At 67.6% G+C, this 21,390-nt stretch carries 26 protein-coding genes and 1 pseudogene; 18 read left to right on the top strand and 9 right to left on the bottom strand.

The features are described from left to right. Positions 1 to 435: pseudogene (locus DI526_RS19275) on the bottom strand (Hsp20 family protein); the annotation flags it as partial. A 232-nt stretch (positions 436 to 667) separates the two neighbouring features. On the opposite strand from DI526_RS19275, the gene DI526_RS19270 reads away from it, so the two are divergent. The 5 genes from DI526_RS19270 (at position 668) to DI526_RS19250 (ending at position 4,469) form a co-directional block, all read left to right on the top strand. Next, on the top strand, positions 668 to 1,510 hold the full coding sequence (locus DI526_RS19270) for a class I SAM-dependent methyltransferase (RefSeq protein ID WP_304281331.1): 843 nt from the start codon (positions 668 to 670) through the stop codon (positions 1,508 to 1,510). A 57-nt stretch (positions 1,511 to 1,567) separates the two neighbouring features. Further along, on the top strand, positions 1,568 to 2,452 hold the full coding sequence (locus DI526_RS19265; protein ID WP_304281328.1) for a class I SAM-dependent methyltransferase: 885 nt from the start codon (positions 1,568 to 1,570) through the stop codon (positions 2,450 to 2,452). Beyond that, on the top strand, positions 2,449 to 3,102 hold the full coding sequence (locus DI526_RS19260) for a hypothetical protein (RefSeq protein ID WP_304281326.1): 654 nt from the start codon (positions 2,449 to 2,451) through the stop codon (positions 3,100 to 3,102). The genes DI526_RS19265 and DI526_RS19260 overlap by 4 nt, the downstream gene beginning before the upstream one ends. Before the next feature lie 90 nt (positions 3,103 to 3,192). Then, complete coding sequence (locus DI526_RS19255; protein ID WP_304281324.1) at positions 3,193 to 3,501, top strand: SCP2 sterol-binding domain-containing protein; 309 nt, start codon at positions 3,193 to 3,195, stop codon at positions 3,499 to 3,501. Positions 3,502 to 3,506: 5 nt separating this feature from the next. Beyond that, entirely contained in the window at positions 3,507 to 4,469 is a 963-nt protein-coding gene (locus DI526_RS19250) for an alpha/beta fold hydrolase (protein ID WP_304281322.1), read from the top strand. Here DI526_RS19250 and hisN read toward each other — a convergent pair. Together hisN and DI526_RS19240 are read right to left on the bottom strand one after the other, a co-directional pair. After that, positions 4,450 to 5,286: a histidinol-phosphatase gene (gene hisN, locus DI526_RS19245; protein ID WP_304281320.1), complete on the bottom strand. Its 837-nt coding sequence runs from the start codon at positions 5,284 to 5,286 to the stop codon at positions 4,450 to 4,452. The genes DI526_RS19250 and hisN overlap by 20 nt on opposite strands. Positions 5,287 to 5,355: 69 nt before the next feature. Further along, a complete protein-coding gene (locus tag DI526_RS19240) occupies positions 5,356 to 5,739 on the bottom strand; it encodes a helix-turn-helix domain-containing protein (RefSeq protein ID WP_304281317.1) in 384 nt (127 codons plus the stop codon). A 111-nt stretch (positions 5,740 to 5,850) separates the two neighbouring features. Between DI526_RS19240 and DI526_RS19235 the strand changes: the two genes are divergently transcribed. Then, positions 5,851 to 6,792, top strand: a complete 942-nt coding sequence (locus tag DI526_RS19235) for a lysophospholipid acyltransferase family protein (RefSeq protein WP_304281314.1) — start codon at positions 5,851 to 5,853, stop codon at positions 6,790 to 6,792. Here the strand turns inward: DI526_RS19235 and DI526_RS19230 are convergent. The 4 genes from DI526_RS19230 to gcrA form a co-directional block, all read right to left on the bottom strand. Continuing rightward, positions 6,789 to 7,307, bottom strand: a complete 519-nt coding sequence (locus tag DI526_RS19230) for a response regulator (protein WP_304281311.1) — start codon at positions 7,305 to 7,307, stop codon at positions 6,789 to 6,791. The genes DI526_RS19235 and DI526_RS19230 overlap by 4 nt on opposite strands. A gap of 204 nt (positions 7,308 to 7,511) precedes the next feature. Next, on the bottom strand, positions 7,512 to 7,724 hold the full coding sequence (locus DI526_RS19225; protein WP_304281308.1) for a DUF2093 domain-containing protein: 213 nt from the start codon (positions 7,722 to 7,724) through the stop codon (positions 7,512 to 7,514). A 28-nt stretch (positions 7,725 to 7,752) separates the two neighbouring features. Beyond that, positions 7,753 to 9,339: an exodeoxyribonuclease VII large subunit gene (gene xseA / locus DI526_RS19220; RefSeq protein ID WP_304281304.1), complete on the bottom strand. Its 1,587-nt coding sequence runs from the start codon at positions 9,337 to 9,339 to the stop codon at positions 7,753 to 7,755. Positions 9,340 to 9,496: 157 nt separating this feature from the next. After that, positions 9,497 to 10,015 carry a cell cycle sigma 70 cofactor GcrA gene (gcrA, locus tag DI526_RS19215; RefSeq protein WP_304281303.1) on the bottom strand — a complete coding sequence of 173 codons (519 nt, stop codon included), beginning with the start codon at positions 10,013 to 10,015 and terminating at the stop codon, positions 9,497 to 9,499. Positions 10,016 to 10,252: 237 nt separating this feature from the next. Between gcrA and DI526_RS19210 the strand changes: the two genes are divergently transcribed. The 4 genes from DI526_RS19210 (at position 10,253) to DI526_RS19195 (ending at position 14,570) form a co-directional block, all read left to right on the top strand. Further along, positions 10,253 to 11,074, top strand: coding sequence for an ABC transporter permease (locus DI526_RS19210; RefSeq protein WP_304281300.1), 822 nt, complete (start codon positions 10,253 to 10,255; stop codon positions 11,072 to 11,074). 164 nt (positions 11,075 to 11,238) lie between these two features. Further along, positions 11,239 to 12,456: an aspartate aminotransferase family protein gene (locus DI526_RS19205; protein WP_304281297.1), complete on the top strand. Its 1,218-nt coding sequence runs from the start codon at positions 11,239 to 11,241 to the stop codon at positions 12,454 to 12,456. A gap of 62 nt (positions 12,457 to 12,518) precedes the next feature. After that, positions 12,519 to 13,454, top strand: coding sequence for an ornithine carbamoyltransferase (gene argF, locus DI526_RS19200; RefSeq protein ID WP_304281294.1), 936 nt, complete (start codon positions 12,519 to 12,521; stop codon positions 13,452 to 13,454). A 204-nt stretch (positions 13,455 to 13,658) separates the two neighbouring features. Then, entirely contained in the window at positions 13,659 to 14,570 is a 912-nt protein-coding gene (locus tag DI526_RS19195; protein WP_304281291.1) for an Hsp33 family molecular chaperone, read from the top strand. 35 nt (positions 14,571 to 14,605) lie between these two features. Here DI526_RS19195 and apaG read toward each other — a convergent pair whose 3' ends face one another. After that, on the bottom strand, positions 14,606 to 15,070 hold the full coding sequence (gene apaG / locus DI526_RS19190; protein ID WP_304281289.1) for a Co2+/Mg2+ efflux protein ApaG: 465 nt from the start codon (positions 15,068 to 15,070) through the stop codon (positions 14,606 to 14,608). Next, a complete protein-coding gene (gene metZ, locus DI526_RS19185) occupies positions 15,051 to 16,235 on the bottom strand; it encodes an O-succinylhomoserine sulfhydrylase (protein ID WP_304281287.1) in 1,185 nt (394 codons plus the stop codon). The genes apaG and metZ overlap by 20 nt, the downstream gene beginning before the upstream one ends. Before the next feature lie 177 nt (positions 16,236 to 16,412). Here metZ and DI526_RS19180 point away from each other — a divergent pair, with 177 nt between their 5' ends. The 8 genes from DI526_RS19180 to DI526_RS19145 all read left to right on the top strand — a co-directional run bounded on the left by DI526_RS19180 (position 16,413) and on the right by DI526_RS19145 (position 21,219). Next, entirely contained in the window at positions 16,413 to 17,432 is a 1,020-nt protein-coding gene (locus DI526_RS19180; protein WP_304281285.1) for a 2'-deoxycytidine 5'-triphosphate deaminase, read from the top strand. Positions 17,433 to 17,581: 149 nt separating this feature from the next. Continuing rightward, positions 17,582 to 17,884, top strand: coding sequence for a hypothetical protein (locus DI526_RS19175; RefSeq protein WP_304281283.1), 303 nt, complete (start codon positions 17,582 to 17,584; stop codon positions 17,882 to 17,884). Between the two features lie 78 nt (positions 17,885 to 17,962). Further along, a complete protein-coding gene (locus tag DI526_RS19170; RefSeq protein ID WP_304281281.1) occupies positions 17,963 to 18,262 on the top strand; it encodes a hypothetical protein in 300 nt (99 codons plus the stop codon). A 31-nt stretch (positions 18,263 to 18,293) separates the two neighbouring features. Next, positions 18,294 to 18,731, top strand: coding sequence for a hypothetical protein (locus tag DI526_RS19165; protein ID WP_304281279.1), 438 nt, complete (start codon positions 18,294 to 18,296; stop codon positions 18,729 to 18,731). A 23-nt stretch (positions 18,732 to 18,754) separates the two neighbouring features. Next, positions 18,755 to 19,339: a hypothetical protein gene (locus DI526_RS19160; protein WP_304281277.1), complete on the top strand. Its 585-nt coding sequence runs from the start codon at positions 18,755 to 18,757 to the stop codon at positions 19,337 to 19,339. Beyond that, the gene (locus DI526_RS19155) at positions 19,336 to 19,530 is read left to right on the top strand and encodes a helix-turn-helix transcriptional regulator (RefSeq protein ID WP_304281274.1); all 195 of its coding nucleotides are present in this window, start codon (positions 19,336 to 19,338) and stop codon (positions 19,528 to 19,530) included. Before DI526_RS19160 ends, DI526_RS19155 begins: the two co-directional genes overlap by 4 nt. 26 nt (positions 19,531 to 19,556) lie before the next feature. After that, complete coding sequence (locus DI526_RS19150; protein ID WP_304281271.1) at positions 19,557 to 20,228, top strand: hypothetical protein; 672 nt, start codon at positions 19,557 to 19,559, stop codon at positions 20,226 to 20,228. A gap of 103 nt (positions 20,229 to 20,331) precedes the next feature. Further along, on the top strand, positions 20,332 to 21,219 hold the full coding sequence (locus DI526_RS19145) for an alpha/beta fold hydrolase (RefSeq protein WP_304281268.1): 888 nt from the start codon (positions 20,332 to 20,334) through the stop codon (positions 21,217 to 21,219). Positions 21,220 to 21,390 lie beyond the last annotated feature (171 nt).

Below are 21,390 nucleotides of genomic sequence, written 5' to 3'. Positions count from 1 at the left end.
GATCAGCGGCGAGGCGGCCGACTTGATCTCCACGGTCCGGGGCTTGAGAGCTTCGGGCAGCTCGCGCTACAGCGAGACGGACAGCAGGCCGTTCGACACCTCGGCGACGACCACCACCAGGTAGTCGGTCAGCTGGAACTTGCGCTCGAAATTCCGTTCGGCGAGCCCGCGGTGCAGGTACTGCTTGGCGTCGTCGTTGGCCGCCTTGCGGCCGGTGACGGTCAGCAGGTTTTCCTTCACCTCGACATTCAGCTCTTCCGGCTTGAAGCCCGCCACCGCGATCTCGATGCGGTAGTCGTTCTCGCCGGTGCGTTCGATGTTGTAGGGGGGATAGCCCGAGCTGGCTTCCGTGCGGGCCGCGGCGTCCAACTGGGCGGCCAGGCGGTCAAAACCGACGAGCGAGCGGTACAGGGGCGAAAGGTCGATCGTACGCATAGGGTTAGATCCTTCTCATCAAGCAAGGTCTATGAATGTGCGTCCCTTCGGCGACCCGAAATCGGCGTCGCCAGCGGTCCGGAAGGCCCGGCTTTCCAGCGCCTTCGCCAATCTAGTTGGTGAGCCGTTTTTGCGGTTCAAGGGCGCCCGCTCAACACGTGCGAATCCTTTTGACGCCTCGCGCGCCCCGGTTAAGGTCGCCGCGCAACTCTCGCCGAAGGACACTTCCCCCATGCCGCTTCGTCGTCACGTCCTGCTGCTGGCCGCCGCCGTCAGCCTCTCCGCGCCCGCCGCCTTCGCCGCGACCGACCCGGCCCTGAAGGCCGCGATCGCCTCGCCAACCCGACCCGCCGGGGACGTCGCGCGCGACGGCGCGCGGCATCCGTACGAGAGCCTGACCTTTTGGGGCCTCAAGCCGAAGCAGACGGTGATCGAGATTTCGCCGGGCGGCGGCTACTGGACCGAGATCCTGGCGCCTTACGCCAAGGCCACCGGCGGGACCTATGTCGCCGGCGTCGCCGACCTGTCGAACCCCAAGCTGTCGGAGGGCGCGCGCAAGGGCCGCGCCGACTTCGAGGCCCGCTTCGCCGACACCGCCAAGTACGGCAAGCCGCAGTTCGTCAACTTCGGGGCGACGTCGGGGCCGCTGGGCGCGCCGGGCTCGGCCGACCTCGTGCTGACCGCCCGCAACGTCCACAACTGGACGGTCCAGCCGGGGATGGCCGACAAGGTGTTCGCCGACTTCTTCGCAGTGCTGAAGCCGGGCGGCGTCCTGGCCGTCGAGGACCACCGGGCCGATCCGCGGTCGGAAAAGGCCGCGGGCGCGGACGGCTACCTGAACACCGCCACCGTGGTGGCCCTGGCCGAGAAGGCCGGGTTCAAGCTGGACGCCCAGTCCGAGATCAACGCCAACCCCAAGGACACCAAGGATCATCCGTTCGGCGTCTGGACGCTTCCGCCGGTGAGGCGCACGGCCCCAGGCGGCCAGCCGGCGGATCCAAACTTCGACCGGACCAAATACGACGCCATCGGCGAAAGCGACCGCATGACCCTGCGCTTCCGCAAGCCCGCCTGACTTTGGTCAAGGTCGACCGCCAGGGTCGGCGTGTCTTGGGTAAGCGTACACGGGGGCATGATGGGGGCTAACCAGCAGTGGTCGCGACGCGGCGTCCTGGCGGGCGCGAGCGCGCTTGGTCTGGCCGGCTGCGGCAAGTCCAAGGACAAGGCCGCGCCCGCGCAAAAGGCGCGGCCCGAGAGTGTCGAGGCGGTGGTCGCGGGCGATTGGCGCTTGCCCGCCGACCGCGCTCGCGACCGTTGGCGTCACCCGGTCGAGACCCTGAAGTTCTGGGGTCTCGCGCCGGGCCAGACCGTCGTGGAGTTCTGGCCCGGCGCGGGCTGGTACACCGACATCCTCGCGCCCTATCTGGCCGACACCAAAGGGCGGCTCTACGAGGCGCTGCTGGAGACCAACAACCCCGCTGACCCGGCCGCCGCCGAGATCGTCGAGGCCTATCGGCGCAAGATCACCGGCGCGAAGAAGATCTATGGCGAGGTGACTTTCACCGCCTTTGGCCCGACCAGCGGCCCGGTGGCGCCGGCGGGCCAGGCCGACCTCGTGCTCTTCCTGCGCAACCTGCACAACTGGATGGCCGCGGGCATCGCCGAGAAGGCCTTCCGGGACGCCCTGGCGGCCTTGAAGCCGGGCGGGGTGCTGGGAATCGAAGAGCACCGCGCCGAGCCGGGGCGCGTGCAGGACGTGCTGGCCGCCGACGGCTATGTTCAGCAGGACTATGTGATCCAGATGGCCAAGGAGGCAGGCTTCCAACTGGCCGCGACCAGCGAGATCAACGCCAATCCCAAGGACACCAAGGACCATCCGTTCGGCGTCTGGACCCTGCCGCCCACGCGCCTGTCGGCCCCGCGCGGCGAGCCCGCCGAGCCGGGCTTCGACCATGCCAAGTACGACGCGATCGGGGAGAGCGACCGCATGACCTTGAAGTTCGTGAAGCCGAAATGAAGCGCGCGCTCGCCCTGATGCTCGGCGTCGCCCTGGTGACCGCCGCCACGCCCGCCTTGGCCGAGAAGTCCGCGCCGGCCGGTCGCGTCATGATGTTCCTGGACAAGTTCCTCAAGGTTCCGCCGGCCGAACGATCTCGCGTGCGGCTGAGCTACGCCATCCGCCATGACGACAAGCCGGCGGGGAATCTCAAGGCCACGCTAGTCGAGAAGAATGGCGCGCGGACGCCGTTGCCGATCAACGCCGACGGCTATTTCGAGCGGTTGCCGACCCTGGCCCAACTGCAGGGCGACCCCCAGATCGTGTTCGACGTGCCCGCCGACTGGAAGATGGGCAGCGCGATCGACTTCGCCCCACAGCTCAAGCCGGCCGGCGAGTACGACGTCGGCGAATTGTCAGCCACCGTGAACGAGGCCAATACGGTCATGGGCAAGGCCGGCGGCATCCTCGCCTTCGCCGCGCCGAAGATGAGCGGGATCCTGTTCGAGAAGGCCAGCGGCGGTCTCGTGGTGTTTGGCGATGGCCGCACCGCGCCGCTGCCGACCATCGCTTCGGGGCCTTACTTTCGTCCCGGCGACTTCCAGGGCGCCGTACGGGTAAAGTTGACAAAAAGCCCGACTAAGGTCGCCTTCTACAGCGGGAAGAAATAAGGGCCTGCGTCGTCTGAACGGTGTTTACTTGTTCGGTCGCGCTGGTCTAGCTAACCGCAACATTCTTTCGCGCAAAGGGAGATCGCGCTTATGGCCACCATCCAGGAAATCACCGATCGCATCAAAACCGCCGTCGGCGACGACAGCGGCCTGGGCAAGAGCCTGAAGTTCGATCTGAAGGACGCCGGCGTCATCCACATCGACGGCGGCTCGGTCACCAACGAAGACAAGCCGGCCGATCTGGTCATGACCCTGTCGCTCGACGACCTGCTGGCGATCGGCGAAGGCAAGCTGGACCCGACCATGGCCGTGATGACCGGCAAGCTGAAGCTGTCGGACATGGGCGTGGCCATGGCCCTGCAGCCCAAGATGGGCGCCCTGTTCTCGAAGATGCGCTAAGCCGGATGGCGGAACCGGCCTATCTGGTCTCGGTCCCCGAGGCCCCGGTTCCGGCTAAAGGCAAGGCCGAATGGTTCCGCGGCGCGGAGGGGGCGACCCTCCGCGCCGCAACGTTTTTTCCGGATGGCCCGGCGCGCGGGACCGTGGTGCTCAGCCCCGGCCGCACCGAGCCGATCGAGAAGTATTTCGAGGTCGTCGAGGAGCTGCTGGCGCGCGGCTTCGCGGTTCTTACGCACGACTGGCGAGGGCAGGGGCTGTCGGCCCGCGCCCTGCCGGACCGGCTCAAGGGGCACGCCCGCGGCTACCAACCCTTTCTGGACGACTACCGGGCCCTGCTCGACACGTTCGAGGCGCGGCTGCCCAAGCCCTGGGTCGCCATGGGCCACTCGATGGGCGGCTGCCTGACCCTGTTGGCCTTGGCCAAGGGCGAGGACCGCTTTTCGGCCTGCGTGCTCTCGGCGCCGATGCTGGGGATCAATACGGGCGGGGTTCCGCCCCTGGTCGCGGCCGCCTTGTCCTGGACCCTATCCCGGTTCGGTCTCGCCGGTCGCTACGTGAGCGCCGCCTATGATCCGCTGACGACGACCTTCGAGGCCGACAAACTCACCCACGACCGCGCGCGGCACGATCGCTATCGGGCGCAGCTGACGGCCGACGCCCGGATCGCTCTGGGCGGCGTGACCTGGGGCTGGCTGGATTTCGCGGTGTCGGCCTGCGCCTGGCTGGCGCGACGCGGTTCCGTCGAAGGGCTCCGCATTCCGGTCACCATCGTGGCCGCCGAACTGGACGACCGCGTGCTGAACCCCGCCCTGAAGGCCATCGCCGAGCGGCTGCCGGGCGGGCGTTATTTCGAGGTTCCGGGGGCCTTCCACGAGATCCTGATCGAGACGGACCCGCGGCGGGCGATCTTCTGGAAGGCCTTCGACGAGACGGTCGACCCCGTCGCGCCTATTTCGCCGAGCGCTTGAGGCTGACCAGGGCCTCGTCCAGTGGGCGACGGTCGCCGGAAATCACCATCTGGCCGCCGTTCGGGCCTATCGTGTCGCCGCGCCAGTTGGTGACGACGCCGCCGGCGGCTTCGACCAGCGGGATGGCGGCCTCGATGTCCCAGGACTTCAGGCCCGCCTCGATGACCATGTCCATCTTGCCCATGGCGACCATGGCGTAGGCATAGGCGTCACAGCCCAGGCGGGCCAGCTTGGCCGCCGCCCGCACCTGCAGCCAGGCGCCGCGCTCGGCCCCGTCGAAGCAGGCGTCGGGATCGGTGGTGGCGATCACCGCGTCGTTCAGATTGGCGCATTCGCGCACGCGGATCGGCGCGGTCTGGCCCTTGGCGATCAGGCGGGCGCCGCCGGCGTGGCCGATGAACAGCTCATCCGTGAAAGGCTGGCCGATCGAGCCCAGGACCGGGCGGCCGTTGTGGCGCAGGCCGATCAGGGTGGTCCAAAGCGGCAGGCCCGAGATGAAGGCCCGCGTGCCGTCGATCGGGTCCAGCACCCAGACGAACTCAGCATCGGGCCGGTCCTCGCCATACTCCTCGCCGATCACCCCGTGTTCGGGATAGCGCTCGGCGATCAGCTTGCGGATCGCCGCCTCGGCGCCGCGGTCGGCCTCGGTCACTGGATCGAACGCGGCGTGCGACTCGCGCGGCAGGTTCTTGCCCGCTCCCTTGTCCTCGAGGCCGTGATCGGCCCGGAACAGCGGCAAGATGGCGGCCGCGGAGGCCTTGTTCAGGTCGATGACGAAGGCGTCGAGCGACGCGAGCCGATCAGCGGAGAGAGTCATGCGCGGGGGTTTAGCTTTCCAGCCGCCGCCGCGCCACGCCTTTCCGCGCGCACCGGTTGCGCGCGGGGCTCAAGCGTCCGCCAGTTCGCCGCCATGCAACGATTTGGCCAGGTCAAGCAGCCGACGACGCGGGCGTTCGCCCAGCAGGTAGTAGGCGCGGACGAGGTCCATCGTCTCCTTGCGCGCGAACATCTCGCCGCTCTCGGCGGTGTCGCCCTGCGCATCGCGGCGCGCCGTCGACAGGCCGTCGTAGAAATAGCTGACCGGCACCTCGAGAGCTTCGGCCAGCTGCCACAGGCGCGCGGCCGAGATGCGATTGGCGCCGCACTCGTACTTCTGGATCTGCTGGAACCGCACCCCGACCGTTTCGGCCAACTGCTGCTGCGTCAGGCCCAGCAAGCGGCGCCGCCGACGCAGGTGCTTGCCCAGGTGGACGTCTATATCGTTACCCATGAAGTTCTCGCCCCTTTAACTCTAGGGCGTCCCGAAACAGAACGCGCTGACAGGCAGTCCGCAAGTCGCGTGCCGTTGCGCGAAGCGGCCGGCCAAGCCTACTAAGGGTCCATGTCTGAGAAGCGTCAGCCCTGGGTGCAGGATCTGCTGTGGCGGTTGGAGGCCTTCGGCTTCGACCTTTTCATCGGGGCGGTTCGCCTGATGGGCGTCGATCGCGCGTCCGACTTCGGCGGCTGGCTGGGCAAGACGTTCGGGCCGATGAGCGGCGCGCACAAGGTGGCCGCGCGCAATCTGAAGCTGGCCTTTCCTGATAAGGAGCCGGCTTGGCATGCGCGGATCCTGGCTGAGCAGTGGGAGGGCCTAGGCCGTTCGTTCGCAGAGTTTCCGTTGATGGACAAGATCCTGCCCTCCACCGGCCGGGTCGAGGTCGTGGGCAAGGCGCGTCTGGAGCAGATCGCCCGGGAAAGGATCCCGGTCGTCTTCGTGTCGGGGCACCTGTCCAACTGGGAGGTCATGCCGGCGGCCATCGTGGACAGCGGCGTGGTCTGCGAGATGACCTATCGCGCGGCCAACAACCCCTATGTCGACAAGCGCATCAAGGACAGCCGCTTCCGCTATGGCGTGCGGCTGTTTGCGCCCAAGGGGGGCGACGGCGCGCGCGAGCTGCTGGAGGGCATGAAGGAAGGCCGGTCGGTCGCCCTGATGAACGACCAGAAGTTCAACAGCGGCGTGGCCGCCCCGTTCTTCGGCCATGACGCCCGCACCGCGCCGGGCCCGACGCGGCTGGCGATCCGTTTCGGCACGGTGCTGCAGCCGATGTCCGTCCAGCGCCTAAAGGGCGCGCGTTTCCGGGCGATCGTGCATGATCCGATCGTGCCGCTCAAGACCGGCGACCGCACGGCCGATATCGAGGCGGGCGTGCGGATGATCAACGCCTTCATGGAAGACCGCATCCGCGAGCGCCCGGCGGAGTGGTTCTGGGTGCATCGCCGCTGGCCGAACGAGGTCTACGCCGCCTTGGCCGAGCGGGAGCGCGTGGCTTCCGCCAGCTAGATTTCGATCGTATCCACCAGCGCGTGCGCCTCTCCGGAACGTCGGAAGGGGCCCTTGTGCGACGGGTCGTTCCGGCGTCGCCGGCAGGGGCCGAAATAGGTCGAGGAGCGGATGAACGGCCGCGGGTGGTAGACCACCGTGTTGATCCGGTCCAACAGCGACCGGACGGTGACCGGCTTGACCACCACCTCGGTCACCCCGGCGTCGCGAGCCTCGAACACGCGATGGCGCTCGGCGAAGCCGGTCAGCATGATGATCGGCAGGTAGGGATCGACGCTATCGGGCGCATTGCGAACCAGATGCGTGAACCGCACGCCGTCCAGCGGGCTCATCTTGAAATCGACGATCGCGATGTCCGGCCGCCAGTCGCGAAGGACCTGTAGCGCCTCGGCCCCGTCGGCGGCGTCGCGAATCTGCCGAACGCCCACGCCCTTCAGGATCGCGGCGACGATGGCGCGCATGTGCTGATTGTCGTCGACCAGCAGAAACCGCAGTTTTTCGTACGCCGCCGGCATGCTGGACCCGCCTCCTCAAGCCACTCGCGGGAAAGGCCGGACGCTGGTTGCTCGACAACCCGACGGGCCGGAATGGGGCGGCATTGCTATCGAATGATCCATCGTCAAGCTAGACACGAATAACGCGAAACCGGCGAGATGCGCGTAAGGCTTACAAGGCCGGCGCGCCGCGGCGTGCGCGGGTCCCCCAAAGCTGCCGAAAACCTAGCCCTGCCAGCGCTTGAGGGCTTCGGCGGCCCCCGCATAGGCTTCCTGGTGCTCGGGGCTCCAGTAGCGCAGCGCGTCCAGCGGGATCTTCGCATTGGTGACGGCGCACAGCACGAAGCGCCCGGGCGAGAGCACGGCGTATTCGCCGTCGCCATAGTGCAGGACGGCCAGGCCGTCGGACTTGCCGAGATCACGATCGAAAGCGTTCATGGTCGATACTCTACGCCAGAGCGGCGGTTCAGAACAGATCGCCCTGTTCGGTCTTGGGCGAGGCGGGTTTGGCGCGAGACGGAGGCACTGGACGGGGTGGCGTCGAGGTCGGCGGCGGGCCTTCGTTGCCAATAACCGCCTCGCGCTCCCCATCGGCGAACTGCAGCGCGACATGATCGCCGTGCGCCAGGATGCCGGCCGAGCGGACAATCGTGCCATCGGCCTTGCGCACCAGGGCGAAGCCTAGCTCCAGCGGCCGGCGCGGGTTCAGTGACAGCCGCAATTTGTCGAGATTGGCCAGCTGGTCTTCGGCTCGGCTCAGGCGGCGCTGGGCGGCCGACTCGATCCTTCCCCAAAGCAGCGGCAGGCGGGCATGCCGCTCGACGCGCTCTATGCTTCGGGTCCCGCAGGCGTTGAGGCGTTGTCCCAGGCTGGAGACCTTCTCGCGATGACGATCGGGCGCCCTGCCGCCACAGGCGTGCAGCCGCCGTTCCAGGTCGGTGAACCGCTCGGCCTTGGCCGCGTGCTGGCGGCGCAGGGCGTCCGGCGTCAGGCGCGCGGTGATCTTCAGCAGGTCCTGAGCGTGGACCGTTGTGTTGCGATGCAGGGCCGCGTCCAGGCGGCCCGAGGCGATGTCGAAGCGCTGCTGGGCCAGGGCCAAGAGGTCGTTCGGGCGAGGCAGGCCGCGCGCGGCGCTGGTCAGGCGCGTGCGGCGCTCCTCGATCGTCCGCGCGCCGCAGCGGCTGATGCGACGGTCGAAGTCCGAGATCAGCGCCCGCAACTCGGCCAGCACGGGCGTCGCCATCTCGGCGGCCGCCGTGGGCGTGGGGGCGCGGCGGTCGGAGACGAAGTCGATCAAGGTGGTGTCGGTCTCGTGGCCGACGGCCGAGATCAGCGGGATCGTGCTCTCGGCGACCGTGCGCGCCAGGCTCTCGTCGTTGAAGGCCCAAAGGTCTTCGACCGAGCCGCCGCCGCGTGCGACGATCAGGATGTCCGGACGCGGCACGGGGCCGCCGGGCTGAATGGCGTTGAAGCCGCGGATCGCCGCGCTGACCTGCGCCGCCGCCGCGTCGCCTTGCACGACCACGGGCCAGACCAGGACCCGGCACGGCCAGCGATCGCGGATGCGATGCAGGATGTCGCGGATCACCGCGCCGGTGGGGCTGGTGATGACGCCGACCACGGCGGGCATGGAGGGCAGGGGGCGCTTGCGCTCCGGGGCGAACAGGCCCTCGGCCGCCAGCTTGGCCTTCAGTCGTTCGAGCTGGGCCAGCAAGGCGCCGACACCGGCGGCCTCCATGCTGTCGATGACGATCTGGTAGCGCGAGCCTGCTGGATAGGTGGTGATCTTGCCGGTGACGATGACCTCGAGCCCGTGCTCGGGCCGCACGCCGAGGCCGCGGACATTGCCTTTCCAGACGACGCCGTCGATCGCGGCCTTGTCGTCCTTGATGGTCAGGTAGACGTGGCCGTTTGAGTGGTGGGTGACCTTGGAAAGCTCGCCGCGCAGCCGCACGAAGCCGTAGCGGTCCTCCAGCGTGCGCTTCAGCGCAAAGGCCAGTTCGGAGACCGAGTAGGGTGGGGCGTTGGAATCGTTCGGCGCGAGGTCCGTCATGCGCCTTATCTAGAGGCTTCCCCCGAAACGGAAAATCCCGGACGACCCCACTGATTGTCTGGCTGGCCAGACAATCAGCGCCTCTTGGAGGAATGGGGCGTGAAGCACGCGCCCAGGGCCGCCCGGGATCCGCCGCTCTGAGAGACTGTTATTCTTCTTAGATGTAGCGGCGAAGCGAGCGGGCGAGCTCGGTGGCGCCGCCCTTTTTCTTGGTCTGCTGCGGCTGGTAGGCCACGCGGGCGTGCTCGACGCAGTACGGGCCTTCCGACGAGCGACGGCCGCAGAAGGTGAAGCCTTCCGACGAGGGGTCGCCGATCGGCCACTTGCACATGTGCGCGCCGAGGGTCAGCACGGTGGCCGAGCCGGGCTCTTCATGGCGGAAGGTCGGCAGCGGCGCCGGCGCGGCGGCCACCGGGACCGACGGGGGCTCGATCGGCGCGACGCGGCGCGGCGCCGACGGCATGGCCTGGGCGGCGGGACGCGCCGGACGTGGGGCCTTGAAGGCCGGACGCGCAGGCTGCGAGGGGGCCGCGCGGCCAGAGAGGCCGAGCCTGTGGACCTTGCCGATCACGGCGTTGCGCGTGACACCGCCCAACTGCTTGGCGATCTGACTAGCCGACAGCCCGTCCAGCCAAAGCTTCTTCAAGGTCGAGACCCGTTCGTCGGTCCAGCTCATAACCCGTCTCCGCCATCCGAATGGGGAGAGGGCGTCCCCACGCCCGTCACCCCATATATGGTGATCGAACCGCCCCGCCGGCGGTCGTCCTACTACTAATCGTAAAGAATGCATTAAAACGCACAATGGGCGCCATCGACTCTGTCCACAGAAACAAGATGTTGATTCAGGCAAGCCTAAGCTTGCGAAAAGGGGGGCAAGGGCGCACATGGCCAAGCAGAACAACGGGTTGAGCGCATGAGAGACACCGCCGAGAGCGTCATTCCGCCGCAGCCGCGCGACTATCACGGCTGGAACTGGAGCGGCTTCTTCACCCTGTATCAGCGCGAAATCCGCCGGTTCTGGAAAGTCGGCACCCAGACGGTCGCCGCGCCGGTCGTCACGACGCTGCTCTACATGCTGGTCTTCGTGGTCGCGGTGGGCGCCAGCCGGCCGGCGGTGGGCGGGGTGACCTTCGGCCATTTCGTGGCGCCGGGCCTGATCATGATGGCGATCCTGAACAACGCCTTCGCCAATTCCTCGTCGTCGCTGATCCAGGCCAAGATGATGGGGCTGACGCCTGACTTCCTGACGCCGCCGCTGTCGGCGCTGGAGCAGGTCACGGCCTTCACCTTGGGCGCGGCGACGCGTGGGATCGTCGTCGGCGCCGTGACGGCGCTGGTGGTCGGCGTGCTGCCGGGCGCGGGCCTGTCGATCGCGCACCTCTGGGCGGTGGTCTATTTCGGCGCGATGGCTTCACTGAGCCTTGGCCTTGCGGGGGTGGCCGCGGGTCTGTGGTCGGAGAAGTTCGATCAGCTGGCGGCGGTGACCAATTTCGTGATCATGCCGATGACCTTCCTGTCGGGCACCTTCTACCTGGTCGACAAGCTGCCCGAGCCCTTCCGTTCGGCCAGCCATTTCAACCCGTTCTTCTATCTGATCGACGGCTTCCGCTACGGCTTCATCGGCCATGCCGACGGCTCGATCGCGATCGGCGTGGTCGCGACGGGCCTGCTGACCGTGGCGCTGTTCCTGTGGTGCTGGCGGCTGTTCGTCACCGGCTACCGGCTGAAGAGCTGAGGCCGCTGTGGCGAAGGCGACAAAGTCCGTGATTTTCGCCGGCTTTTCAGGCGCTTTCATCGTCCGTTGATTGACACGACGCCGTTCCACGGCGACAACCTGCGGCCTTCCGGTCCCCGTGCTCAAGGCGCGGGGGCTTCTTTCCTTTTAGGGAGGTCGGTCTCTTGAGCACCGCGTCTTCGTCCAACGCCTCGCAACAGCACATCATGGGCGTCTACAACCGCGCCCCGCTGGCGTTCGAGCGAGGCCGAGGCGCGCGCCTGTTCTCGACCGACGGCGGCGAGTACCTGGACTGCGTGGCGGGTATCGCCACCAACGGCCTGGGCCACGCCCACCCGGTGCTGGTCGAGGTCCTGAAGGAACAGGCCGAGAAGCTCTGGCACGTCTCGAACATCTATCGGATCCCGGAGCAGGAAGCCCTGGCTGACGCCATGTGCGCGTCGACCTTCGCCGACGTGGTGTTCTTCACCAACTCGGGCACTGAGGCCGTCGAGTGCGCGCTGAAGACGGCGCGCAAGTATCATTCGGCCAACGGCCAGCCCGAGCGGATCGACATCTACGGCTTTGACGGCTCGTTCCACGGCCGGACCTATGCGGCCGTCAACGCCTCGGGCAATCCGAGCTATGTCGACGGCTTCGGCCCGCGCCTGCCGGGCTACAGCCAACTGACCTTCGGCGACCACGAGGCCATCAAGGCCGCGATCGCCGGCCCGACCACGGCGGCGATCATCGTCGAGCCGGTGCAGGGGGAGGGCGGCGCGCGCTCGATCCCGACCCAGTGCCTGAAGGGCCTGCGCCAGCTGTGCGACGAGCACGGCGTGCTGCTGATCTATGACGAAGTCCAATGCGGCATGGGCCGCACGGGCAAGCTCTTCGCCTATGAGTGGGCCGAGGGCGGCGAACCGCACATCATGGCGGTGGCCAAGGCCCTGGGGGGCGGCTTCCCGATCGGCGCCTGCCTGGCCACCACCGAGGCGGCCAAGGGCATGACCGTGGCCGCCCACGGCTCGACCTTCGGCGGCAACCCGCTGGCCATGGCGGTCGGCAAGGCGGCTTTCGACCTGATCAACTCGCCCGAGACGCTCGACAACGTCAACGCCGTCGCCGGCTTCCTGACCCAGCAGCTGAACGGCCTGAAGGACCGCTTTCCGGACGTCATCGTCGATATCCGCGGCAAGGGCCTGCTGATCGGGATCAAGCTGATCCCGAACAACCGCGAGTTCATGGTCCTGGCCCGTGATCAGCATCTGCTGGTCGCCGGCGGCGGCGACAACTGCGTGCGCCTGCTGCCGCCCCTGAACCTGACCATCGAGGAAGCCCGCGAAGCGATCAGCAAGCTGGAAAAGGCTTGCGAGGCCGCGCGCGCCAAGGCTTCCGCCTAGCAATCTGAACCTTTGAAATCGCCCGCTTCGGCTTGCCGGAGCGGGCGTGAGGGATTTGGCCCATGACCGCCCCCCGCCACTTCATCGACCTGTGGAAGCTGGACGGCGCGACCCTGCGCCTGATGCTGGACGACGCTCATGCCCGCAAGGCGGCCCGCAAGGGCTGGACGCAAGGCAAGGTCGACGCCGACGCTCCTGCCAAGGACCGCGTGCTGTCGATGATCTTCCAGAAGAATTCGACCCGCACCCGCTTCTCGTTCGACGCCGCCATGCGTCAGCTGGGAGGTTCGGCGATCATCTCCACGTCCAACGACATGCAGCTGGGGCGCGGCGAGACGATCGAGGACACCGCCAAGGTGCTCTCGCGCATGGTCGACGCGGTGATGATCCGCGCCAACAGCCACGCCGACGTCGAGCGCTTCGCTCAGGTCTCGACCGTGCCGGTGATCAACGGCCTGACCGACAAGAGCCACCCCTGCCAGATCATGGCCGACATCCTCACCATCGAGGAGCATCGCGGGGCTATCGCGGGCAAGACGATCGCCTGGGTCGGCGACGGCAACAATGTCTGCTCCAGCTTCATCCACGCCGCGCCGCTGCTGGGCTTCGAGCTGAAGATCGCCTGCCCGGCCGTCTACCACGCCGACCTGCACGACCTCGCCCGCGCCGAGAGCCTGCAGGGCAAGGTGAGCATGACCACCGACCCCAAGGAGGCCGTGCGCGGCGCCGACGTCGTCGTGGCCGACACCTGGGTCTCGATGGGCGACACCGATCACGACGAGCGCCTGGCGGCGCTGGAGCCCTACCAGGTCGACGACGCGCTGATGGAGCTCGCCAAGGCCGATGGCGTCTTCCTGCACTGCCTGCCCGCGCACCGGGGCGAGGAGGTCACGGACGCGGTCCTGGACGGCCCGCGCTCGCTGGTCTGGGACGAGGCGGAGAACCGCATCCACGCGCAGAAGTCCGTGCTGGCCTGGGCGTTCGGCGCGATCGGCTGATTTAGAGTAGGGCGCCGGCCAGCGCCCGGTTGGACTGCGCTGGCCGACTGCGCCGGCGCGTATGGGCAAGGAGCGACGGCTCCTTATTGGTGGGCCGACTCCGCAAGCTCTGCAATGCGGCAGGACGTCGCTTTCCGCCTGGCGGGGAGCTGTCGCGCCTTGCCGGGCTCGCAATTTCCAGAAGACCCCTTATTTAACCGCCCCATGACCGACATCGCATCCAATCCGGGCGTCCTCGACGACGTCGTTTCCGCGTTCCAGATCGAGGGCCTGCCCGTGCGCGGCCGCGTCGTGCGGCTGGGCCAGGCCGTCGACGAGGTGCTGACTCGTCACGCCTATCCCGAGCCCGTGGCCAATCTGCTGGGCGAGGCCTGCGCCCTGGCGGCCCTGGTCGGCTCCAGCCTGAAGTTCGAAGGCCGGCTGATCATCCAGGCCCAGGGTGACGGTCCGGTGCGCTACGTCGTGGTCGACTACGACACCTCCGGCGGCCTGCGCGGCTACTGCCGGTTCGACCCCGAAGAGGTCGCGGCGGTTTCGGAAGGCTTTGCCCGGCCAGGGGCCAAGACCCTGTTGGGCGGCGGCGTCTTCATCATGACCCTGGACCAGGGGCCGGACATGGACCGCTACCAGGGCGTCACCCCGATCGAGGGCGAGACCCTGGCGCTTTGCGCCGAGCAGTACTTCGCCCAGTCCGAACAGACCCCGACCCGTATCCGCCTGGCCGTCGGCCAGGTCGACACCGGCGAGGGTGCCCAGTGGCGCGCCGGCGGCATCCTGATCCAGGTCATCGCGGGCGACCAAGCCCGGGGCGACACCCAGGACGCCTGGCAGCATGTCACGGCGCTGTTCGAGACCACCGGCGAGGACGAGCTGATCGACCCGACGATCTCGACCCCGACCCTGCTGTGGCGCCTGTTCAACGAGGACGGGGTGCGCCTGCTGGACGAAAAGCCGCTGCGCGCCTTCTGCCGCTGCTCGGAAGACCGGATCGGCGTGGTGATGGACTCGTTCTCGGCCGAAGAGGTCGAGGAGATGGTCGAGCCGGACGGCAAGATCCACGTGACCTGCGAGTACTGCTCGCGCGTCTACAAGCTGGATCCGCCGGCGGCGGCGTGAGGCGAAGGGCGGGGGCGCCGCTTTGGGGCCCCGCCTCAGTTCACCTTCAGTGACGCGCCCGGCAGGTGCAGCGAGAACTCCGGGATCTCGGCGTCGAACAGTTCGCCGTCGGCCGTCACCATCTGGTAGCTGCCGCGCATCGCGCCCGAGGGCGTGGGTAGAGGGCAGCTGGAGACGTAGCGGAACGCTTCACGGGGCTTCAGCTCCGGCTGCTCGCCGACCACACCAGAGCCTTCGACCTCGTTCACGCGATTGAGGCCGTCGGTGATGGTCCAGCGGCGCGAGACCAGGGTGACGGTCTCGCCGCCGTGGTTCTCGATCTCCACCGTGTAGGACCACAGGAAGACCCCGTCTTCCGGCGAGGACTCCTCGACCGAGAAGGCGGGAAACACGCGCACGACGATGTCGCGGGTGCGCGCTTCATAGCTCGCCGCGTCGTGGCCGCGCCGGCGGCGCATCCGCTGCAGCGAGGGCGAGGTCTCACGCCTGATCGAGCGCACGCGTCACGTCTCGGGTCAGGTCGGCCAGGCTTTCGAGGCCCACGGACAGGCGCACGCCGCCTTCGGTCACGCCCAGCAACGGGCGCTCCTCTTCGGGCACCGAGCGGTGGGTGGTGGTCGGCGGGTGGGTCGCCATCGATTTGGCGTCGCCAAGGTTGTTCGAGATGTCGACGATCTCCAGCGCGTTCAGGAACCTGAAGGCCGCCTCGCGCGAGCCCAGGTCCAGCGCGATGACCGTGCCGCCGCCGGTCATCTGCTTCGTGGCGACCTCATAGCCCGGATGGTCCTTGCGGAACGGGTAGAGGACGGTCTGGACCTTCTTGTGCTCGGCCATCACGTCGGCCAGGGCCGCGGCGGTGTCGGCCTGGCGGCGGACGCGCAGGTCCAGGGTCTCAAGGCCCTTGAGCATCACCCAGGCGTTGAACGGCGACATCGCCGGGCCGGTGTGGCGCAGGCTGTCGCGATAGAATTCTTCGTTGATCGCCTCGCTGGTCAGGATCGCCCCGCCCAGCACCCGGCCCTGGCCGTCGATATGCTTGGTGGCGGAATAGACGACCACGTCTGCGCCCAGAGCCAGTGGCTGCTGGAAGATCGGGGTGGCGAAGACATTGTCGACGATGACCTTGGCCCCAACGGCGTGGGCCATCGCCGACACGGCGCGAATGTCGGTAATCTCGAGAACCGGGTTCGAGGGCGTCTCGATCAACACGGCCTTGGTGTTGGGACGCATCGCCGCTTCCCAGGCCGCGAGGTCCGTGGCGTCCACGAAGGTCGTCTCGACGCCGAAGCGCGGCAGCCACTCGGCCACGATCCAGCGGCACGAGCCGAACAGGGCGCGACCGGCCACGACGTGATCGCCGGCCTTGACCAGGCCCATCAGGGCCGAGTGGATCGAGGCCATGCCGGTCGCCTGGGCGCGGCACACCTCGGCGCCTTCCAGCAGGGCCAGGCGATCCTCGAACATCTTCACGGTCGGATTGTTGAACCGCGAATAGACGAAGCCCGGCTCGTCGCCGGCGAAGCGCCGGTCCGCGCCCTCGGCGCTGTCATAGGTGAAGCCCTGCGTCAGGTAGAGCGCCTCGGCCGTCTCCATGAACTGCGAGCGCGCGATCCCACCGCGGATCAATTTCGTCGCGACATCCCAGTCTTTCGGATCTTCGGCCACCGCCTTGCCTCCTACGCGTAAAAACGCGGGCATAAGGAGGGGGAGGGGACGCTGGGTCAAGCCACAACACCGCTCTGGCGGCGGAAGAATTGTCACGCTTCGCCTGTCGATTGTCTCGACCGGCCTGAAGTGCGGCGAGCCTTGCCTTTGCAGCCGTGTTTGGCGAGTGTCGCGCCGATGACCGACGCACACGCCGCGGGGATTCTTCCCTGCCAAACGATCGAGGACCTGATCGCCGAGGAGGCGATCACCTCCGCCACGCCGTTCGATGCCGACCAGGTGCAGCCCGCCAGCCTGGACCTGCGCCTGGGCGCGCGCGCCTGGCGAATCCGCGCCTCGTTCCTACCCGGCCTGCATCGTCGCGTGCCCGAGCGTCTGAAGGACGTGGCCATGCACGAGCTGGACCTAACCAAGGGCGCGGTGCTGGAGAAGGGCTGCGTCTATATCGCCGAGGTCCAGGAGCGTTTGGCCCTGCCGGCCAATATTTCGGCGCGCGGCAATCCGAAGAGCTCGACCGGACGCGTGGACGTGTTCGTGCGCCTGCTGACCGACCACAGCCGCGCCTTCGACGACGTCGACGCCGGCTATGAGGGGCCGCTGTATCTCGAGATCGCGCCGCAGACCTTCTCAGTGCTGGTGCGCGCCGGCACGCGGCTTAACCAGCTGCGCCTGAAGCGCGGCGAGCCGGCCAAGCTGTCGATCCGCAGCGTCGGCGTCGACCTGACCGCGGGCGTCGTCGGCTTCCGGGGGCGTCGCCACGCGGGTGTCGTCGATCTCGATCACGAGGATGGCCACGATCCGCGCGACTTCTGGGAGCCGCTGGAGGCGCGCCATGGCGAGCTGCTGCTGGATCCGGGCGAGTTCTATATCCTGGCCAGCAAGGACGACATCGAGATCCCGGTGCTGGAGGCCGCCGAGATGACCCCGATCGATCCGTCGGTCGGTGAGTTCCGCGTCCACTATGCCGGCTTCTTCGATCCGGGGTTCGGCACCGAGGAGGCGCTCGCGCGTGGTTCCAAGGGCGTGCTGGAAGTTCGCAGCCACGAGACTCCGTTCCTGTTGGAGGACGGCCAGACGGTTGCGCGCCTGGTCTACGAGCCCCTGACGGCGCGTCCAGCTCGGCTTTATGGCGAGGGCGGTTCCCACTACCAGCGCCAGGGTCTGAAGCTGTCGAAGCACTTCAAGGTCTGGTCCTGACGTTCCGGACGAAGCTGTAGCGCGGCAACGCGCCGCACTACATCTGGTGGACAGTGTGTGCCGTTGCACAAATCCTGGTCTCGTCCTCGCGGGCGGTGATCTTCTGAGTCGCCGGGCGGAGAGGGCGGCGGAAGATCACGGAGGCCAGCTTGGCCCGTCTAGCTCAAGACCCGTTCCTGATCCTGCAAGGGCGCGTTGACGCCTGGGAGCGCTGCGCGCGCATCCCGGGCTGCGACAAGGCGGTCTGGCGACAGGACGCCGAGGGGCGGGTGATCCGCTGGTCCGACTTCCGCGATCGCTTCTCGCGCTATGGCTGGGAGGTGGTCGTCCGCCAACGGCCGGGGGTCTGGGGCAAGACCCTGACGGGCAAGCGGCTTGAGGCGATACACTGGCGCGGCGTGATGGGCGAGCCGGGGCGCGGCGATCCCTTCCTGGACCAGCGCGCAGCCTGAAAACATCAAGCCTGTCTGTCATTTGGTCGTGATCACATGACATAATGACAAGATCGCTTGACATGGGGCCGCTGATGCATGACAACGTTCCTTGTCATTTCGACGAGGAGGCTTGTCATGAAAAAGAACCCCCGCCACGTTTCCGTCAGCCGGACGGATAAGCTCGCCATCGGCCTGTCCGCGAGCTCGGCGTCTTTGGTCACGGCGGTCTGCGCCGCGCGCGAGATGGGCGGGCCCATCCTGGCGGCCGGGGTCGGCGTCGGCCTCGCGGCGCTCGCCGCGATCCTGTTGTTCGTTTTCCGGGACCGCTCGCCTGCGCCCGAGGCTGAGACGCCTGCGGAAGAGGATGGCGCCGTCGAGGCGCTGGCCGCGCTTTAGACCACATCGGGATTGGGGAAGGGGGTCATCGATGACAGAGCACATCGGACGTCAGGCGCGCCGCCAGAAGATTGTTCGGGGGTATTGGATCGCGGCGACCGCGATCGGCTTTGCGATTGGCGCCGGACACGCCTTGCTCGAGGACACCGCGGTCGTCCTGCCGCGCGGCCTGCTCACGATCGGTGGCGCGATCATCGCCCTGGCGGCGTTTGTCGGCGCGGTCGTCTATTGGCGGAACATCGATGAAGCCGCTCGCGAAGCTCACAAGTTCGCCTGGTTCTGGGGCGGCTCGAACTCCATCCTTCTGGCGCTGCCCCTGCCGTTTCTGATCGGTGACCAGCGCCTGATCGCCCTGTTCGGGCAGCGCTCGCCCACCGAATGGCTCGCCATCGGCGTCGTCGGCCTGATCGTCGTGCAGATGGTCGGCTACGGCCTGGTCTGGGCCGCCTGGTGGCTGCGTCAGCGCTAATCCGACAGCAAAGGAGATTTCCCATGACCGAGGAAAAGCCGACTTGGCCCAAGTGGGCCCTGTTCGCCGCCGGCGCGGTCGCCCTATCGGCCATTCCGTTCTGGCTGGCTTTCTCCCATGCGGTGAGGGGCGTGGCCCTTCCGATCGCGCTGTTCGTCTGGTTCGTCGTCTATCTGGCCTATGTCTTCTTCGGTACGGCCCGGCTGAAGGCGGGGCGGATCGGCCCGGTGATGCAGCGTTATCGGCGACGGCTGGCGATCGCCCTGATGACCTACTGCGTCGTGCTGATGGGCTCGATCTATCTGCTGCACCGCGTGGATTTGTCGGGGCCGCTGCTCTGGCTGGTCGCCGCCGCGCCGGCCATTCCCATCCTCGGGGTGCTGGTCGTGATGGGCCTCTACCTGAAGGAAGAGCCCGACGAGTTCGAGCGGGCGGTGCATGTCGAGGCGATGATCTGGGGTCTGGGCGTCGTGCTGGCGGTGACCACCGTGTGGGGCTTCCTCAGCAACGCCAACGTCGTTCCCGCGCCGCCGCTGTTCCTGGTGTTCCCGTTGTTCTGCGTGTCGTGGGGACTGAGCCAGCCCTTCATTCGGAGGCGGTACCAATGAAGAACCGCCTGAAGGTCCTCCGCGCCGAGCGGGACTGGAGCCAGGCCGATCTCGCCGACCGGCTCGAGGTGTCCCGCCAGACCATCAACGCCCTTGAGACGGGCAAATACGACCCCAGCCTGCCGCTGGCCTTCAAGATCGCCCGCCTGTTCGGGCAACCGATCGAGGCCATCTTCCAGGACGAGGCCTGAGGGCCCGCCTTTCTGAGGATTTCGTCATGTCGCTGACGTCAAAACTCACCAAGCTTTCCACCCGGACCCGCCGTGTCCTGATCGGCCTGGTCGTTGGAGCCTCCCTCGGCTTCGCCTTCGGCTGGTTGATCGCGACCTTCGAGAAGGCTGGCGCCTTCGTCGTCCCAAAGCTGGAGTGGTCGGATAGCCTGGCGCTATTCCTCGCCGCTCTGATGGTTCTCGTCGGCTTCGTAACGCTGGCTGTCAGCGCCAGCCGTCGGATGCTAGGGCGGCAGATCAATCCCGATGAGACCCGCCTCGCCACCGCCGCGCAGGCCGCCTTCTACGCTCAAAGCGGCGCGGTTCTGGCTCTGGCGGGCGTCATGATCGCGACACCGGTCTTGGTCCCCGCAGGCCTTGATCCGGTTCCGACCGCAGTCGCCTCGGCCGCGATGATCGCCCTTGTGGCGCTGTTCCTACTGCAGACCGTTCTGAATCTGTCGATCTGGATGCGGGCCGACGAGTTCATGCGTAGGGCTTTGGGCGAGATAGCCGCCGTCAGCTTCTTCATCCTTCAGGGCGCGCTGTTCCTGTGGGCGGCGGCGGAGAAGCTCGGCCTCGTCGCGAGGTTGGCCCTCTGGGACGCCGTCAGCGTCATGATGGCGGTCTACCTGCTGGTGAACGGTTTGATCAGCTGGCGTCGCGGCCTGACCACCTAAGCCCAGCTTCCTTTCGATCTAAGGCGTGGCTTCGCCTTCGCCTGCAGCAATCGGCGTTCCGTCGCCGAACCCTTCCACGCGCCTCGTTCCCAAGGAGAACACGATGCAAAAGCTGATGCCTCGCGCTCATATGTTCGCCGTCATCATGGCGATCCTGACCGCCCTCGGCGTCTTCGGCGGACGCGCCCACGCCGCCGACCGGATGACCGTCACAGTCACGGGCAAGGGCCCGGACGTCGTGCTGATCCCTGGGCTGGCCTCGTCCAGCGCCGTCTGGGACGCAACCGTGAAGCAACTGTCGACCTCGCACCGTGTCCACGTCGTCCAGGTGGCTGGATTCGCCGGCGCGCCGGTTGGCGGCAACGCCGAGGGCCCCGTGGTCGAGCCGCTGGTCGAGGCGCTCGACGGATACATCAAGGCCAACAAGCTCAAATCGCCGGCCGTGATCGGCCACTCGATGGGCGGCTTCACAGGTCTTCTGCTGGCGCAGCGCCATCCCGAGGACGTCGGCCGCTTGATGATCGTCGACAGCCTGCCGTTCTTCTCGCTGCTGTTCTCGCCGACCGCCACGCCCGACAGCGTCAAGCCGCAGGCCGTCGCCATGCGCGACGCCACCATCGCCATGAGCGCCGAAGCTTTCGCCAGCCAACAGGCCATGGCCGCGCCGCGCTATGTCAAGTCGCCCGAAGGCCAGGCGCTGATGCTGGCCTGGTCGAAGGCCTCGTCGCAGTCGGTCGTCGGCCGCGCGATGTACGACCTGCTGACCACCGACGCCCGGCCTGGCCTCGCGGCCGTCAAGGCGCCGACGACCCTGCTGTATCCCTATGATCCGTCCATCGGCGCGCCGGTGACGATGATCGAGAAGATCTACACCGACGCCTATGCCGGCCTGCCGGGCGTCACCCTCAAGCGTGTCGACGACAGCCGGCACTTCATCATGCTGGACCAGCCCAAGGCCTTCGCCGAGGCGGTCGAGACCTTCCTGAAATAGCGCTTTTCCGTGGCGCGCTTGCTTTCGCCGGTTGGCGCGTCGACCTTTCGCTCAAACTCATCGGGGATTTTTCATGCTTCGTGATCTTCGTCACTCGGCCGCCCGCCTTTGGGCCGGACTGGCCACCACCCTTGTTCTGGCGCTCGCGGGGCCCGCCTGCGCGGAGCCGGC

Origin of the sequence: Caulobacter segnis, assembly GCF_003243465.1 — a bacterium.
GTDB classification, from domain to species: Bacteria; Pseudomonadota; Alphaproteobacteria; order Caulobacterales; family Caulobacteraceae; genus Caulobacter; species Caulobacter segnis_A.
The sequence above is the reverse complement of the archived record's forward strand: the minus strand, read 5'-3'. Positions and strand labels throughout refer to the sequence as shown.

Excerpts from the sequence above, each read along its gene's own strand:
- DI526_RS19270 (WP_304281331.1), top strand. The coding sequence starts at position 668 with ATGCCGCTTCGTCGTCACGTCCTGCTGCTGGCCGCCGCCGTCAGCCTC.
- DI526_RS19265 (WP_304281328.1), top strand. The coding sequence starts at position 1,568 with ATGATGGGGGCTAACCAGCAGTGGTCGCGACGCGGCGTCCTGGCGGGC.
- DI526_RS19260 (WP_304281326.1), top strand. The coding sequence starts at position 2,449 with ATGAAGCGCGCGCTCGCCCTGATGCTCGGCGTCGCCCTGGTGACCGCC.
- DI526_RS19255 (WP_304281324.1), top strand. The coding sequence starts at position 3,193 with ATGGCCACCATCCAGGAAATCACCGATCGCATCAAAACCGCCGTCGGC.
- DI526_RS19250 (WP_304281322.1), top strand. The coding sequence starts at position 3,507 with ATGGCGGAACCGGCCTATCTGGTCTCGGTCCCCGAGGCCCCGGTTCCG.
- hisN (WP_304281320.1), bottom strand. The coding sequence starts at position 5,286 with ATGACTCTCTCCGCTGATCGGCTCGCGTCGCTCGACGCCTTCGTCATC.
- DI526_RS19240 (WP_304281317.1), bottom strand. The coding sequence starts at position 5,739 with ATGGGTAACGATATAGACGTCCACCTGGGCAAGCACCTGCGTCGGCGG.
- DI526_RS19235 (WP_304281314.1), top strand. The coding sequence starts at position 5,851 with ATGTCTGAGAAGCGTCAGCCCTGGGTGCAGGATCTGCTGTGGCGGTTG.
- DI526_RS19230 (WP_304281311.1), bottom strand. The coding sequence starts at position 7,307 with ATGCCGGCGGCGTACGAAAAACTGCGGTTTCTGCTGGTCGACGACAAT.
- DI526_RS19225 (WP_304281308.1), bottom strand. The coding sequence starts at position 7,724 with ATGAACGCTTTCGATCGTGATCTCGGCAAGTCCGACGGCCTGGCCGTC.
- xseA (WP_304281304.1), bottom strand. The coding sequence starts at position 9,339 with ATGACGGACCTCGCGCCGAACGATTCCAACGCCCCACCCTACTCGGTC.
- gcrA (WP_304281303.1), bottom strand. The coding sequence starts at position 10,015 with ATGAGCTGGACCGACGAACGGGTCTCGACCTTGAAGAAGCTTTGGCTG.
- DI526_RS19210 (WP_304281300.1), top strand. The coding sequence starts at position 10,253 with ATGAGAGACACCGCCGAGAGCGTCATTCCGCCGCAGCCGCGCGACTAT.
- argF (WP_304281294.1), top strand. The coding sequence starts at position 12,519 with ATGACCGCCCCCCGCCACTTCATCGACCTGTGGAAGCTGGACGGCGCG.
- DI526_RS19195 (WP_304281291.1), top strand. The coding sequence starts at position 13,659 with ATGACCGACATCGCATCCAATCCGGGCGTCCTCGACGACGTCGTTTCC.
- DI526_RS19180 (WP_304281285.1), top strand. The coding sequence starts at position 16,413 with ATGACCGACGCACACGCCGCGGGGATTCTTCCCTGCCAAACGATCGAG.
- DI526_RS19170 (WP_304281281.1), top strand. The coding sequence starts at position 17,963 with ATGACAACGTTCCTTGTCATTTCGACGAGGAGGCTTGTCATGAAAAAG.
- DI526_RS19165 (WP_304281279.1), top strand. The coding sequence starts at position 18,294 with ATGACAGAGCACATCGGACGTCAGGCGCGCCGCCAGAAGATTGTTCGG.
- DI526_RS19160 (WP_304281277.1), top strand. The coding sequence starts at position 18,755 with ATGACCGAGGAAAAGCCGACTTGGCCCAAGTGGGCCCTGTTCGCCGCC.
- DI526_RS19155 (WP_304281274.1), top strand. The coding sequence starts at position 19,336 with ATGAAGAACCGCCTGAAGGTCCTCCGCGCCGAGCGGGACTGGAGCCAG.
- DI526_RS19150 (WP_304281271.1), top strand. The coding sequence starts at position 19,557 with ATGTCGCTGACGTCAAAACTCACCAAGCTTTCCACCCGGACCCGCCGT.
- DI526_RS19145 (WP_304281268.1), top strand. The coding sequence starts at position 20,332 with ATGCAAAAGCTGATGCCTCGCGCTCATATGTTCGCCGTCATCATGGCG.